The sequence below is a fragment of the Litorilinea aerophila genome, assembly GCF_006569185.2.
In the GTDB taxonomy this organism is placed as follows: Bacteria; Chloroflexota; Anaerolineae; order Caldilineales; family Caldilineaceae; genus Litorilinea; species Litorilinea aerophila.
This window is the reverse complement of record NZ_VIGC02000021.1, coordinates 23,783-38,258: the sequence shown is the minus strand read 5'-3', so window position 1 is coordinate 38,258 and position 14,476 is coordinate 23,783. Positions and strand designations below refer to the sequence as shown.

Here is a 14,476-nt window from a genome sequence, read left to right as displayed (position 1 = left end):
GGCGATTGGCTTTATCAGCCGACGCTTTGACGCCCCGGGCCTTTTTCCAGACGGGCCGCTGCCCACAACTGCTGGCATTGCTCCCACGTCAGATCGGCCAGGCTGGCCACGGCCAGGGTGGGTGGCCCTTCCTCTTCCAGGAGGGCGGCCAGCTCTGGCGTGGCGGTGAGCTTTCCCACAGCGACGCTGGCCATGCCGGCCCGGCGGGCTGCCTGGATGCCGTGGATGCTGTCCTCCAGCACCAGGCACTCCTGGGGCTCCGCCCCCACGGCCGCGGCGGAAAGTAGAAAAAGGGCCGGGTCCGGTTTGCCCCGGGGCAGCACTGCGCCGGTCAACAGGGCCCGGAAGAAGTCCCCGATATCCAGGCACGCCACCGTGGCCACAATGTTGGCCATGGGCCCCGACGAGCTGATCACCTGGGCCACCCCGGCTGCCTGAAAGCGCTCCAGCCACTCCTGGACGCCCGGCAACAGCTCCACCCCTTCCTCCTGCAGCAGACGCCGAAACAGGCGTTCCTTCTCCGCGCTGATCTGGGCCACCCGCTCCGGCGTGGCTTCCTCTCCCAGCAACTCCGGCAAGATTTCACTGTTGGGCCGCCCGAAACCGGCCTGAAAGGTGGCAAAGTCGTAAGCCACGCCGTGGCGCGCCATGACATCGCGCCAGGCCCGGAAATGCAATATCTCCGTGTCGGCAATGGTGCCGTCCAGATCCCACAATACGGCGCTCACAATGTTCTGTCCTCGCGATCGTTTTTTCCGAATCGGTTTGAAATGACGCCACTGTAGAAACCACAGATTTCACACATTGGCACAGATGACACGGATGACACAGAGAGAGCTGAAAACACATCCCTGTCTTTCACGATTTCGACGCGGAGTCGGCATCCGCAGAAGTCGGGCCAGACGGGACGGCGTCCCATCTGAGGATGCTCCCTCCGCCAATGGGCCACCATCGCGCAGTACTGACTCTGTGTTCATCTGTGAAATCTGGGGATCCAACCCAGATCCGGTTGGCCATTGTACGGACAAGTCGGCCAGCCGGCAAGCCCCAGGCGCCGCGCGCGAAAGGCCCCAGTCCAAGGGTTTGGTACCCAGCTGGACCGGGGCCTTTCGATTCAGAAGGTGAGCTTTCCTGGCGGCAGGCCTGGCTCAGCCGTAGAGGGGGCCGAAATTGGCACAGGCCCGGAAGTCCGCGCCCATGGGCTCATTGGCCCCGAAGGCCGTCCAGGCGCTGGGGCGGAAGATGCGCTCCTCCGGCACGTTGTGCATGTACACCGGAATGCGCAGCATGGCGCACAGGGAGATGAGGTCAGCGCCGATGTGGCCGTAGCTGATGGCCCCATGGTTGGCGCCCCAGTTGTTCATCACCGTGTAGACATCCCGGAAGGGGCCGCTGCCGGTGATGTTGGGAACAAACCAGGTGGTGGGCCAGGTGGGATTGGTGCGCTCGTCCAGGATGGTGTGCACCTCGTCGGGCAGCTCCACCGTCCACCCTTCGGCGATCTGCATGGCCGGCCCCAGCCCCTGGACCAGGTTGAGGCGGCACATGGTCACAGGCATATCCCCACGGGTGCGGAAGCGAGTGGACCAGCCGCCGCCCCGGAAGTATTCCAGCATGCCCGCGTGCCAGGTGGTGGCATCCAGACATTTGCCGGCCTCCTCGGGCGTAATCTCCCAGTAGGGCTTCATCGCCGGCTTGCCGTCGATGCTCTGCTCGCCGGTGCCGTCCAGCGCGGCCGGCCCCGAGTTGATGAGGTGGAGGATGCCACCCGCGGCCCGGCCGGTGAGCTCGTAGCCGGTGACCCGTTTCACCGACGCGGGGCTCCAATAGGTGCGAACATCGGCGAAGACCTGGGCGGCGTTGGTAAGCAGATGGCCGAAGAGCATGGAGACGCCGTTGAGGGCATCGTTTTCCGTGGCCACGATGTAGGGCGGCCGGATGCCGTTCCAGTCGAAGGAAGAGTTGAGGATGGCCTCCAGGAAGTCACCGTTGGGCAGGTGGTCGGTCCACTGGCGCTGCCCCTGGAAGCCGGCGGCCAGCGCGTTGTGGCCCAGGGCTTCCTCGCCGTAGCCCAGCTCGGCCAGACGGGGGTTCCCCACCATCAGATCCCGGGCGATCAGGGCCATCTTGACCGAGGTGGCCCAGGCTTCATCCTTCTCGGCCCGGCTCTGCTGTTTCTCCGGCGGGTTGTAGTCCTTCCCTTCCCGGCAGTTCTCCTTTACCCAGGCCAGGGCCCGTTGGAACTCCTCGGGATCGTAGATGCCCCGCTCCATGCGCCGCACGAACTCCACCATGTCAACCGTCTCCACCCGCATGCCCAGGTAGCGTTCGAAGAAGGCGTGATCCACGATGGAGCCGGCGATGCCCATGGAGACGCCGCCCATGGCCAGGTAGGACTTGCCCCGCATGTTGGCCACGGCCAGCCCGGCCCGGGCAAAGCGCAGCAGCTTCTCCTGTACATCCTCCGGAATGGAGGTGTCACCCGCGTCCTGGACATCTCGGCCGTAGATGTTGAAGACGGGCAGGCCCTTCTGGTTGTGGGCAGCGGAGACCGCAGCCAGGTAGACGGCGCCAGGGCGCTCAGTGCCGTTAAAGCCCCAGACAGCCTTGGGGATCAGCGGATCCATGTCCATGGTCTCAGAGCCGTAACACCAGCAAGGGGTCACGGTGATGGAAACCCCTACGCCTTCCCGGCGGAACTTTTCGGCCGTCCGGGCGGCTTCGGCCACGCCGCCGATGGTGGTATCGGCGATGACGCATTCTACGGGCAGGCCGTTGTAGTGGCGCAGATTTTCACTGAGCAGGTTGGCCACGGCCCGGGCCATGGCCATGGTCTGTTCTTCCAGGGATTCCCGGACACCGCCCAGGCGGCCATCGATGGTGGGACGGATGCCGATCTTGGGCATCTCCCCGATGAGCCGATTTTGGGGCGGGTTGACCACCATGTTTTGGATGTTGGCCATGTGAACGTTCTCCTTGAAATTCATTATGGTAAAAATAACGATGACAGGCCTGATGGGGACGGCAGAGTAAATTATTCATCGAGAAGGGAAATTTCGAATTTTCCATTCTCCATTTTCCATTCTCCATTGTTCATTGCTCAGGCGGACTGCTCCAGGATCTGCTGGATGTGGGCAGCCATGGCTGTCGTTTCCTGGGGCGAGAGGACGCCCGCCTCCATTTCACACTGGAAACTTTCGCCTGGGCCCAGGGTGCGGATATTTCCCTTGGCCTTCTCAGCCGTATAGCCTTCCGGCTCGGCCGTGGCCGGCAACACCAGCCCCAGCGCGTCCTGGTCCGGCGTGCGGCAGATCCAGCGCACGCCCTTGTCCAGCTCCGACGGCCGATGGCGGAGGTAGTCGGCGCTGCCGTCCGGGTGGACCTGCATGCTGTGGGCCCAGCCGTCGGCGTCGGCCAGGTAGTCGATGATGAAGACGACCTCCGGGTCGAAGGCCAGTTCCGGCGCCAGGACGTGATGCTTCTCCGGGTGTTCTGCCAGCTCCTGCAGGAACTCCACATAGCCGGGGCCGGGCCGCACGTGGGAGGGGATGCTCCGGCGCACCCGGACATGTTCCGGCGTGGCGTGGGCGCTGTAGACCAGCCGCCCGTGGTCCACCGGCCGGAAGTTCACGTGGGCCAGGTACATGTACTCCATGGGCGTGCGCTTGAGGTTGGTGAACTGGAGGCCCATGGTGAAGCGGGGCCGATCGGCGTAGAGCTTGACCAGCGGCCGGGCCACATAGTTGGTGCTGAAAGCCACGGTGTGCTGGTACTCGCCGCCCAGCCCGATGTAGAGCCCCTGCTCATCTTCCCCCAGCACCACATGGGCCTTCTGGTAGGGCGCGTTGGGCAGCTCCCCGTGGAGGGGATGGGTGTCCTGTTCGCCAGGCACCCCCATGGCCGTGACGCCACAATGGAGCAGGAAACCGCCGTAGGTCTCCAGGTACTGGCGGGTGGGCCGGGGCTGATCGAACATGGACTTCATGGTCAGGTTGCGGCCGGCGACAACGGCGGACCAGATCTGCTGCCCCTGGAAGGGGAGCATCACCAGCTCGCCTGTATCGCTCCGCAGGCGGACGGCGCTGACGCCGCTTTCGAACCGAAAGGTGGTCGCCGAAAGGGAGCCGTGTTCCACCAGCAGGTGCTCCTGCCGGGTGAACAGCTCTGGGGTCAAATGGATGGTCGTCGTCATGGGTCTCAATCCGCGGTATGGTGGAAGATGGGGTAGTAGTGCAACGGTGTCTTTTTGTACTTTATCCCTTGATGGCGCCTACCAGCAGCCCCCGGGCGATGAAGCGCTCCAGTACGATGGCCGCCACGATCACCGGCAGAATCATGATCAGGATCAGGACGGACATGTACCACCATTGGGGGCCGCGGGTGGCGTTCTGTGCGGCCACGGTCAGGGGCATGGTCTGGGCGTTGGCGCTGGAGAGGAACAGAGCCAGCAGATACTCGTTCCAGGCGAAGACCAGGACGAACAGGAAGGTCGCCACCAGCCCCGGCACCGACAGGGGCAGGACGATGGCCCAGAAGATGCGGAGTCGAGAAGCACCGTCAATGGCGGCGCACTCCTCCAGTTCGATGGGGATGGACTGGAAATAGTCCCGCAGCAGCCAGACCACGATGGGCAGGTTGACGGCCAGATAAGTCACGATGAGGGCGATGCGGGTATCCAGCAGGTGCAGCTGCTGGAAGAGGATGTAGACCGGGATCACCACAGCTACCGGTGGCAGGATACGCTGGGAGATCATCCAAAAGGCGATGTCGTTGTTGGCCAGGGCCCGGCGGAAACGGCGGCCGATGGTCTGGGCCAACAACAGGAAGAGGGCGATAGCCACCACAGTGGCCAGGGGCCAGGACACCCCCATGCGTACAAAGACGATGGCCAGCAGCACACAGCCGATGAAAAGGCCGATGATCCCCAGCCGCGGCCGGTACTCAAAACGAACCAGGGCATAGGAGGCCGAGGCTCCCAACGCCAGCGCCAACACCGAGCTGGTAATTCCGACGATGACCGTGTTGGCATAGGGACGGGCCGTGTCATTCCAGACGTCGACGAAGATGTAGCGCCAGGCATGGAGGGAGGGCTGGAAGTCCACAAAGGGAATATATTTCGGCCCCGTATTGACGTCAATGGGCAACTTGAAAGAGGTCACCAGCAGCCAGTAGAGGGGGAAGAGGACCACCAGCGACCAGAAGCCCAACACCAGGTACGACAGGGTGCGTTCGAAGGGTGAAGGGCGAAATGCACTTGTGCGGTGAAAAAATCGCTTGACCATGGCGAAGATCAATGCTCGGGTATCTCTATGTTATATCTCGGCGTGATATTTCGGCCTGATATTTTGATGTGGTGCATCGTGCCTGGTGATGCATGAACTTGTTGACCCCCTGAAAGGTCGTCTGGCCGTTCCTCGACGCACCACGCACCACAAATCACGCGTACGCCGTCGCCCCTAGACGATTTCCGTGGTTCGCCGGCGGACGAACTGCACGAAAGCCACGCTCATGACGGTCACCAGCACCATGAGCAGGTAGGCGATGGCTGCGGAACTGCCGATGTCCAGGGTACGCCAGGCGATAAAGGCATGCAGGGTCAGCGACTCGGTGGCCGTACCCGGACCGCCGTTGGTCAGCACGTTGGGCAGGTCGATGATCTTGTACGCCTCGATCATGCGGATCAGGATGAGGGCCGTGCTCACCGGCAGGATCTGGGGCAGGGTAATGTGCCGGAAGATCTGCCAGCGGCTGGCGCCGTCCACCACGGCCGCCTCGATGGGTTCCTGGGCCTGTCCCTCGATGGCCGCCAGAAGCACGATGAACATGAAGGGCGTCCACTGCCAGATATCGCCGATCAGGACGGCCGCCCGTGCGCCCCAGGGATCATTGACCCAGGAGAAGTCGCCCAGGCCCATAGCCTGCCAGATGGGGGCAAAGGGGCCCCGGCCCGTATCGGCCAGCATGCGGAACATGTAGGCCACGCCCACCGGCGTGATCATCATGGGCAGCATAAAGGCCACCCGGAAAAAGCGGCGACCAGGCAAGTCTTGGGCCGTCAGCAGAGCCAGCCCCAGCCCGATCAGATACTGGCAAGCGATCCCCACGTAGACGTAGACCAGGGTCACCATCAGGGTGCCCGGCCGACCGTCCCGGTTCAAGGTGCTGACCGCCAACCAGGCCAGGGCCAGAAACAGCACGGCGAAGGCGGTCCGCAAAACCAGGCCCAGGGCCGTGCGGCCGGTGCTGCGGGCATAGTTGACCAGCAGGAAGACCGTGCCGGCCAGCAGGGCCAGGAAAACCAGCCACCCCAGCGGCGATGGTGACGCCAGGACACCCAACAGGTGGGCCTGTTCACTGCCGAATAGGAGCTTATGGTAGTTGGCCAGGCCCACAAATTGAACTTCGACTCCCCCACGCGCGAATCGAACCCTGGCAAAGGAGAGGTAGAGGGAGACAACCAGGGGAAAGATGGAAAAGAACAAAAGGACGAGCACCGCCGGCCAGATGAAAATCGATCTGGAAACCTGCTCGATCCAGCGATTCATCTGGGCCCAGGCGCTGCGCGTCGCCATGAAAGCTCGGGCCGGGCCCGACGATATCGTCGAGCCCGGCAGCGGTTGTCGTCCCGACATGGTTACTCGCCAGCCGTAATCCCCAATGTAGCCTTGTAGGCCGCCAGCTGCGACTCGCGACCCAGCTCATTGGTGATCTCTTCCCAGCCGTCGTAGATATTCTGCATGGCCTGCTCCAGGGTGATCTCGCCGGCCAGGTATTGGCTCAGGGCCAGATCCAACACCACCTGCTGGTAGCGCTGATTGCCCGGGATGCGCAGGTCCAGGATCATGTTGGGGCTGTCCAGGCTGGCCTTGATGGCGCCCAGGTAATTGCGGGCCGCCTCCTCGCTCATGCCTGCCTCTACCCACAGATCGATATTCTCGAACTGGGAGATGCGATACGGGTTGAAGCCCGTGCGACCGATGGTCACATCCACATTGGACTGGGCCGGCTGGCTCATGTAGGAGAAGAAGGCGTAGGCGGCATCCTTCACCCGCTCGTCGGCCGCGGCATTGATACCGCCGGACCAGCCGCCGAAGGCCGCGAAGGGGGCATGGTTGACGCCGTCGATGGCGTAGGGGCAGGTGTTCTCGTCACAGTCCACCAGCTCCATGGTCTCCCGGTCCAGCACCTGGGTGTAGCCGGGCAGGATGATGGCGCCCACCTTGTCCTGCACCACCGAAGTCTCCGGGTCGATGGCCAGAGTGCCGATGTCGCCCCAGTCCACCGAAAGGGCACAGCGGCCACTGGTGAAGAGACCCCGGGTGTCACCCACGTCCAGGTTCAGCTCATCGGGGGGGCCGAACTGGGTGGTAGCCTTGTAGATCTCCAGGGCCCGGGCAAAGGCGGGGTTATTCACCAGGGGTTCGAAGGTCTCCAGGTCGAAGAAAGCGCCCTGGGCCGTGCCCTGGCTCTGGAGCATGCCGCCGCCGATGGAGTAGATGAACCAGTAGGCCTGGGCGTTGCGCTTCTTGGAGATGCAGGAGCCGTAGTCACCCTCGCCGTCACCGTTCATATCGGTGCCGTGGACGGCCTCAGCGATGCGCAGATAGTCATCCCAGGTCTGGGGCGGTTCCAGGCCGGCTTCCTCCAACACATCGATGCGGTAGTAGGCCATCTGGAAATCACCGTCCAGGGGGATGGTGTAGATGCGGCCGTTGTAGGTGGCGCTGAATTCCCGGAAGAAGGGGGCCACGTCATCCCACTGGATATCGGGATCCGCATTGACCCGGTCGGTCAGATCTTCCAGATACCCCGGCTCGATATAGTCCACCATCCACTGGGGGGCAAAGACGAAGGCGTCGAACGCGTTGGTCCCGGTGGCCAGGTCCGTGAGGATCTTCTGGTAGAGGTCGCTGAAGGGAACGACGACCACGTTGACTTTGGCGCCGGTCAGGGCCTGGAAGTCCGGCGCCCGGCGCTGGAGGGGCTCGGCGATCTGGGGGCCGGTGAAGGTGAGCAGGTTCACCTCGACCCCTTCAAAGGGCAGGCCGCCCGTCTCCGCCTGACCGCCTTCAGCCTGGGCCCCCTCGGTCTGGGCTGTCTCCGGCGGGGCCGGCGTGGCGGCTGGGGCCGCACAGGCAGCGAAAACCAGGGACACCACGAGGAGCAGGGGTAGTAACCATCTCGTGCGCATATGTTTTCCTCCCTAGAGATGTAGCAATGATGAAATTGTCCAACAGGATCGACAAGACCAGGACACAGGTCGGGTGGCAGCTGTATCCGGTGTGTAGATAGGCGTTCGCCCTTGGGGTACCGATACCAGAATACATCGAATGGGGAGGGTTGTCAACCAGGGGGCGAAAACGCGAAACGTGCGAAATGTCCACAGCCCCCCCCATCATCTTCCCCCGTGGCCGCGAATTCTGTTTGCACTGTTGCGTTACCTGCAACACCCATCTGTCAGGATCCCATCATGAGCATCGGTTGAGTCCAATGTCTTCAACATGAATGGGAGGTATACCATGGGATTCTGGCGCAGCCGAATGGACACGTACGAAAACGTCCGGCAGCTCCTGGAAGAACGGCCCGGCCTTTCCGCTCGGGAAATCGCCCGACACCTGGATGTGGCCCCGTCCACGGTAACCCGCATGCTGCCCAATCTGGAAGAGGCGGGCATTCTCCTATACGAAGATGACAAGGGCCGGCTGTGGCCCTTTCAGCAAGAAGATTGAAGGAGGAAAGGGGATCCTGGGGCCGGCCGTTGCAGGAGTCCAGGGGAATTTTGACGGGTGTTGCGACTTTTAGACAACGCCTGTGCTATATTAAAAAACAGAAAGGCCACACAGAACTTTACGCCAACTGGAGAAAGAGTGTAAGATGAGCAGAGCCACCAACAAAGCGGCACGTCTGGGCGAAATCGAGGCACTCCTTTGTGCCCACCCAGAAGGGCTCAGGCCCGCTGAAATCGCCCGGCGATTGAAGGTCCACCGTTCGACCATCACCCGTTACCTGCCCGACCTGCCCGGCCATATCTACCTGGAAGATGACGGCCGGTGGAAAATCGACCTCAACAGCTATCTCGTGAACGTCCGGTTCAACCTGCACGAAGCCATGGCCCTACACCTGGCCGCACGGCTTCTGGCGACCCGGACCGATAAGCATAATCCCCACGCGGCCGCAGCGCTACGGAAACTGGCCTCGTCCCTAAGCCGATTGGCGCCCAGAATCCAAGAGCACCTCAACCGCTCGGCCGACGTGATGGATCAAGAGAGCCAACGCCACGATCCACGCTTCCTGGAAGTGTTGGAGACCCTGACCCTGAGCTGGGCCCAAGAGCGACGTGTCCACCTCTGGTATCGGGGGCCAGATGGCCGGGTCCGGGAGTTCGATTTTGCGCCCTATTTCATTGAGCCCTACGCCGTGGGTCAGACCATCCACGTTCTGGGGGTACACGGCGCCCGAGATCACCCCATTACCTTCAAGGTGGAACGCATTCTCCGCATCGAAAAGACCCAGACACCCTACCGCATTCCTCCGGACTTCGATCCTCGGGATCTGCTGCGAGATGCCTGGGGTATCTGGTACGCAGAAAGAGAACCCGTCACCGTCCAGCTGAAGTTCCATCCCCGGGTGGTTCAACGGGTAAAGGAAACCCGTTGGCATCGCAGCGAACAGGTCCAAGAGCTGCCCGACGGCTATTTGATCTGGCAAGCGGAGATCGCTGAGCCCCAGGAAATGCTTCCCTGGATACGAGGTTGGGGAGCCGACTGCGAGGTATTGGCCCCGGAGACATTGCGGGAGGCCTTGGTCGGCGAGGCCAAAGCCATGGCCGAACAGTACGGATGGAACGTTTCCGCCCAATCCGCAGCCGGCGGGACGAACACCTCCTCCACCCTGGCGGACTTTTTTACCGAGTAAGCCATGACTCCCCTGCAAAAAGGGCATTTTTCAACGCAAAGGCGCAAAGGTGCAAAGGCGCAAAGAAATGCAGGAGAGAGTAACCTGAATCAGCGTTCATCTGCGTGGGTCAGCGTCCTCATTTGACCTTTGTGCAGCAGAACCAATACAGGCTGGCAAAATTCAGAAAGAGTCCAGGAGTAGACCGTGGAGCTGTACCCCTATCAGCAACGGGTCAAAACGTGCATCCAGGCAGGCCGGTCGGTTATCCTCCAGGCGCCAACGGGCACCGGCAAAACCCGGGCCGCGCTGGCCCCGTTCATCGAGGCTTTTTTTGACCTGCCGGCCCATGCTTTCCCCCGCAAGTGCATCTACTCTGTGCCCATGCGGGTGCTGGCCAACCAGTTTGAAGAGGAGTTTTCCGGGCTGGCTGCGCGGTATCAGCGGCGCTTCCGACGCCCCCTCACCGTGACGATCCAGACGGGCGAACGGCCCGAGGATCCCATGCTGACCGGAGACCTGATCTTTGCCACCATCGACCAGACCTTGAGCAGCGCCCTGGCCGTCCCCTATTCCCTCTCGCCCAAACGGGCCAACATGAACGCCGCGGCCGTCTACTCGGCCTATCTGGTCTTCGATGAGTTCCACCTCTTTCCGGTGGAGGCGCAGAGCGGGGCGGGCGGGGCCCTGGTGACCACCCTGCAACTTCTGGCTGCGCTGAAGGGGATTGTCCCCTTTGTGCTGATGACGGCCACCTTCTCCAGCACCATGCTGGCGGACCTGGCTACTCGACTGGATGCCGAGGTAATCACCGTCACCCAGGGCGAATATCTCCAGATCGCCAGCGGCAACGGCAAGAAGCCGAGGCGTCGTCACTACTACCTGCACCAGGAGCCGCTCACGGCCGAAGCGGTCCTGTCGGCCCACGCCGAGCCGGGCGTCAGCCGCTCCCTGGTGGTCTGCAACCAGGTGGGACGGGCCCAGGAGCTGTTCCAGGCCCTGCGGGAACGGACCCAGGGCACGGGCATCCAGGTGCGCCTGCTTCACAGCCGCTTCACCCAGGCCGATCGGCAACAAAAAGAGGTGGAGCTCGCCCGGGAATTCGGCAAGGCGTATTCCGAGCGAAGGGTGGAAAGTTTGATCCTGGTGGCCACCCAGGTGGTAGAAGTAGGGCTGGACATCACCTGCGACCGCCTCCACACGGAAGTGGCCCCGGCCAACGCCATCCTCCAGCGGGCTGGTCGATGTGCTCGCTATCCCGGTGAGGAAGGTCACGTCCACATCTACCCGGTGCCGGCCCGACCAGGAAGGGACGGGGAGCCCCAGCCGGACTACCTGCCCTATCCCGCTTCCCTCTGTGAGGTATCCTGGCAGAGCTTTCAAAAACGCCATGGCCAGGAGATCGACTTCCAGGAAGAGCAGGCCATCATCGACGAGGTCCACACCGAGATGGACCGGCAACTGCTCAAAGCCATGGACCAACAACAAGGCCTGCTGTGGCGGGAGATCTTCGGCGCCATGGAGGAACATGACCCCAGCCAACGCCAGAAGCTGATTCGTCGCATCGACAGCATCACCGTGCTGGCAGCCCCCCAGCCGGAAGCAGTGGGCAACCCCTTCACCGCCCAGGGCTTTAGCCTGCACCGGGGCAGCGTTTACCGCATCTGGCGGGAGCTGGAAGAGTACAGCCAAATGGTCGAGCTGGGCGAGTTCGAAGACTTTCCATGGCTGATGGCCTATCCGCAGCCCGTGGACAACCCAGAGGAGGACATCGCCCAGGAAGAGCGCTTCGCTTGGCGCAAGATCCGTGACCGCGATCTGCTCAACGCCTCCTCGGTGGTGGTGATCAACAGCGCCTTTTGCGCCTACGATGCGGAGGTGGGGTTTCGCATCGTGCCTCCTGGCACGGCCTCGCCCTGGGCATCGCCCCCGGGAGAATTTCGCCACGGCCGCCGGGGAGGTGAATATCTCTACACCCTGGAATCCTACCAACAGCACATCCAGCGCATGCTCCAGATCTATCAGCGGCCGTTCAACAACCAGCAGCCATCCCTTCGAGAGAGCTACGCCTACATCCAGCAGCGGCTGGGCAAGTCCGGGGCCCTGGCGCCCGACAGCCTGGATCGGGCCATTCGCCTGGCCATCACCTGCCACGACCTGGGCAAGCTGGACAAAGGCTGGCAGCGCTGGGTCCGGCTCTACCAGGAGGCGATCGGAAAGCCGATCCAGGATGCCCATTTCATGGCGGTGCATACGGACTGGAATCCGGCGGATCCGGCCTGCCGGGAGGCGAAACAACTGGCAGACCGCCGGCAGAAGCGCCCCCGCCATGCCGGGGAGAGTGCGGTTGCGGCGGCCCGCATCGTCGTCGAGCAGTGCGGCCAACCGTCCCTGACTCGGGCCGCGCTGACCGCCATCGCCCGACACCACAGCCCCACGACCGCGGACTACACGCCGTATGAGCTCCATCCCGGCGCCCAGCCGGCCCTGCTTCAGGCGCTGGAACAGGCAGGGCTTTCCCAGCCCACCAAACCGCTGACCACCAAGGGACCTGGCGGCCCGCTGGACCGGATCCTGATCCAACCGGAACAGTTCGAGCAACTCTTGCTCTATTTCTACATCGTGCGCGTGTTGCGGTTGTGTGATGGTTTGTCACAAGAAATGGAATAGAGGAGTCATGGACTACCAGCACTATTACATCCCCAAATCCACCCGGACCCTGAGCGATGCCCTGCTGGCTTTTGGCGTGGCGACAGTGCTCCAGGAGCTGCTGCAGCGCCACGCCCCACAAGCCGAGGTAATCCTGCGGGATGCGGGCAGCTACTACGCCATTGACACCGGCGTACCCATCCAGGAAGCGTGGCTGGCCGAAGCACACCAGCATATCCCATTCGTCACCGATGAAAGAAGACATAAGGTGCCGGAGGGCCTGGAATTTGCCGCAGCCCGCAGCGTGGATGAGACGTGGGAAACCTTCCGCCGATTTCTGGAGCAGCAGGAGCAACTGCGACAGCAGGTCGAGGCCGACGATGTCGCCGCCCAAGCCCTGGCCGACCTGGCACCGGAACCCGACTGGACCATCGTCACCTACCTGGGTGACTACCGGATGCAGGCCCAGCACATCCACAACGGCCTGGTGGAACAGTGGCTCCGTACAGGCCAACAGTTCCCAGGGCTGAACATGCGGACCGTCCTGGAGCTCTTCTCCTCGCCCACGGCAGATTGGGATGCCATCGCCGCGGATTGGAAGAAGGCGGTGAAGGAGAGCGACTTCAAAAATAAGGATACGGTCACCGCGTCCCAGCTTTTCAACCCCCACATGGGCAAAGGGCAGAACCAGCCCAAGGCCAACAGGCTCTCCATGGGCAACGAGAAGCTCTTCTGGCTGCTGGAGTACCTGAAGGCTGTGGGGCTCTGGGCCGCCGCCGTGCCTACCCGGGCCACCAACGCCGACCTGCGCAAAACCTACGTCCTGGCCCCCCGGGAGCTGCGGATGCGCTACCACCGGCGGGTCTTCAGCCGCTTCCGGGAACGCATCCGAAACGAGGGGCCGATCAAGCAGGACATCATGACCGTCCTCCTCTACACCGAAGTCTTGTTGGAGCAGAGCCTGGAAGATGACGCCCTGGACATCTTTGACGACGGCCGGGTCACCGATGTGGTGAACGGCATGGAGGTGGCCACCTACCAGCTCCTCAGTGCCAACTCGTACACCATGATGAACCTGGCCTTCCTGGGCCTGCCAGACTGGATGCCCCACATCCGCACGTCCGAGGATGCCCGTACCTACATTGCCCTCCTGCAGGAGCACCGGGAGCGGATCCGGGCGATTGACGAAGATCGCAGCGAAGGTTACGCGCTGCTGCAGGCATACCGGGACTTCGTCGCCGGCAACGACCTCAAGCCCTTTTTCACATTCCTGGCCGGTTACAGCCAATACCTAATGAGTGCGCTGGATCGGAAAAATTACTACGTCCGTCCTTTCAGTGAATTTCATCTAAGGAGGTTATTCGACATGACCACCCCGGAACTATCCCCCATCCTGGCCGATGAAGGCTTCCGCAACGTGGCCTATGCCATTCGCATGAGCACCGTCACGCCCATCTATCTGGACCGCAACCAACGGCGCTTCGAAGTTCGCTATGGACTGGGACAGGATCTCTTGCGCAAGGCCCAATATCCGGATGACTTCATCCAGGCCCTGTCCGAATTCATCCAAAGCTACAACGACGAGACCTTACGGGTCCACGAGCGGACCAAGGGAGCCGCCCGTCGCCGGCTGGTCACTACCCAGGACATTGAAAGTGTGGTGCGTCTGGTGGACACCTATGGCTCCAAGACCGTCTGCAACCTGCTGGTTGCCTTCGGCTACGCGCGAGATCCTCGGGTCAAACCGGAGGAGGAGCTGGGGACAGCCACGCCCGAAGGCGAGGTGGCCCAGGCGTAAACGGTACCTCTACGGCATATCGCTCAGCAGCCCATTGCTGCCGGCTGGGAGCGCCCTTCCCCCCGGCGTCACGGGCATCGAGCCAGGCCGATCATCATCCATTTGATTCTATCCGTCCGGCAAAATCTCATCTGA

Annotated in this window: 11 protein-coding genes; 5 read left to right on the top strand and 6 right to left on the bottom strand. The window is 62.5% G+C overall.

All coding sequences use genetic code 11. The annotated features are described in order from the left end of the window. Nucleotides 1-14: 14 nt before the first annotated feature. From FKZ61_RS15585 to FKZ61_RS15565, 5 genes are all read right to left on the bottom strand, one after another. Nucleotides 15-728, bottom strand: coding sequence for an HAD family hydrolase (locus FKZ61_RS15585; RefSeq protein ID WP_170199805.1), 714 nt, complete (start codon nt 726-728; stop codon nt 15-17). 420 nt (nt 729-1,148) lie between these two features. Then, nucleotides 1,149-2,945 carry an L-fucose isomerase gene (locus FKZ61_RS15580; RefSeq protein ID WP_141611115.1) on the bottom strand — a complete coding sequence of 599 codons (1,797 nt, stop codon included), beginning with the start codon at nt 2,943-2,945 and terminating at the stop codon, nt 1,149-1,151. Nucleotides 2,946-3,100: 155 nt separating this feature from the next. Continuing rightward, nucleotides 3,101-4,192 (bottom strand): DUF4432 family protein, encoded by a 1,092-nt coding sequence (locus tag FKZ61_RS15575; protein ID WP_141611056.1) that lies wholly within the window; start codon nt 4,190-4,192, stop codon nt 3,101-3,103. Nucleotides 4,193-4,253: 61 nt separating this feature from the next. Beyond that, nucleotides 4,254-5,282 carry a carbohydrate ABC transporter permease gene (locus FKZ61_RS15570; RefSeq protein ID WP_141611055.1) on the bottom strand — a complete coding sequence of 343 codons (1,029 nt, stop codon included), beginning with the start codon at nt 5,280-5,282 and terminating at the stop codon, nt 4,254-4,256. Between the two features lie 174 nt (nt 5,283-5,456). Further along, nucleotides 5,457-6,482, bottom strand: a complete 1,026-nt coding sequence (locus tag FKZ61_RS15565; protein WP_229964278.1) for a carbohydrate ABC transporter permease — start codon at nt 6,480-6,482, stop codon at nt 5,457-5,459. On the opposite strand from FKZ61_RS15565, the gene FKZ61_RS15560 reads away from it, so the two are divergent. Continuing rightward, nucleotides 6,469-6,651 (top strand): hypothetical protein, encoded by a 183-nt coding sequence (locus tag FKZ61_RS15560; protein ID WP_229964277.1) that lies wholly within the window; start codon nt 6,469-6,471, stop codon nt 6,649-6,651. The genes FKZ61_RS15565 and FKZ61_RS15560 overlap by 14 nt on opposite strands. On the opposite strand, the gene FKZ61_RS15555 is transcribed toward FKZ61_RS15560, so the two are convergent. Further along, nucleotides 6,635-8,191 (bottom strand): ABC transporter substrate-binding protein, encoded by a 1,557-nt coding sequence (locus FKZ61_RS15555; RefSeq protein ID WP_141611053.1) that lies wholly within the window; start codon nt 8,189-8,191, stop codon nt 6,635-6,637. The two genes, FKZ61_RS15560 and FKZ61_RS15555, sit on opposite strands and share 17 nt — an antisense overlap. Before the next feature lie 349 nt (nt 8,192-8,540). On the opposite strand from FKZ61_RS15555, the gene FKZ61_RS15550 reads away from it, so the two are divergent. The 4 genes from FKZ61_RS15550 (at nt 8,541) to FKZ61_RS15535 (ending at nt 14,341) form a co-directional block, all read left to right on the top strand. After that, entirely contained in the window at nt 8,541-8,729 is a 189-nt protein-coding gene (locus tag FKZ61_RS15550) for a helix-turn-helix domain-containing protein (RefSeq protein ID WP_211358586.1), read from the top strand. A 145-nt stretch (nt 8,730-8,874) separates the two neighbouring features. Beyond that, nucleotides 8,875-9,915 carry a helix-turn-helix transcriptional regulator gene (locus FKZ61_RS15545; RefSeq protein WP_141611051.1) on the top strand — a complete coding sequence of 347 codons (1,041 nt, stop codon included), beginning with the start codon at nt 8,875-8,877 and terminating at the stop codon, nt 9,913-9,915. Nucleotides 9,916-10,101: 186 nt separating this feature from the next. After that, on the top strand, nt 10,102-12,564 hold the full coding sequence (cas3, locus tag FKZ61_RS15540) for a CRISPR-associated helicase Cas3' (RefSeq protein WP_141611050.1): 2,463 nt from the start codon (nt 10,102-10,104) through the stop codon (nt 12,562-12,564). A gap of 7 nt (nt 12,565-12,571) precedes the next feature. Then, nucleotides 12,572-14,341, top strand: coding sequence for a hypothetical protein (locus tag FKZ61_RS15535; protein ID WP_141611049.1), 1,770 nt, complete (start codon nt 12,572-12,574; stop codon nt 14,339-14,341). Nucleotides 14,342-14,476 lie beyond the last annotated feature (135 nt).

What these genes read in the sequence shown, in the direction of transcription:
- FKZ61_RS15575 (WP_141611056.1), bottom strand. Translation starts at nt 4,192, where the DNA reads ATGACGACGACCATCCATTTGACCCCAGAGCTGTTCACCCGGCAGGAG.
- FKZ61_RS15535 (WP_141611049.1), top strand. Translation starts at nt 12,572, where the DNA reads ATGGACTACCAGCACTATTACATCCCCAAATCCACCCGGACCCTGAGC.
- FKZ61_RS15555 (WP_141611053.1), bottom strand. Translation starts at nt 8,191, where the DNA reads ATGCGCACGAGATGGTTACTACCCCTGCTCCTCGTGGTGTCCCTGGTT.
- FKZ61_RS15550 (WP_211358586.1), top strand. Translation starts at nt 8,541, where the DNA reads ATGGACACGTACGAAAACGTCCGGCAGCTCCTGGAAGAACGGCCCGGC.
- FKZ61_RS15560 (WP_229964277.1), top strand. Translation starts at nt 6,469, where the DNA reads ATGGAAAAGAACAAAAGGACGAGCACCGCCGGCCAGATGAAAATCGAT.
- FKZ61_RS15545 (WP_141611051.1), top strand. Translation starts at nt 8,875, where the DNA reads ATGAGCAGAGCCACCAACAAAGCGGCACGTCTGGGCGAAATCGAGGCA.
- FKZ61_RS15570 (WP_141611055.1), bottom strand. Translation starts at nt 5,282, where the DNA reads ATGGTCAAGCGATTTTTTCACCGCACAAGTGCATTTCGCCCTTCACCC.
- FKZ61_RS15580 (WP_141611115.1), bottom strand. Translation starts at nt 2,945, where the DNA reads ATGGTGGTCAACCCGCCCCAAAATCGGCTCATCGGGGAGATGCCCAAG.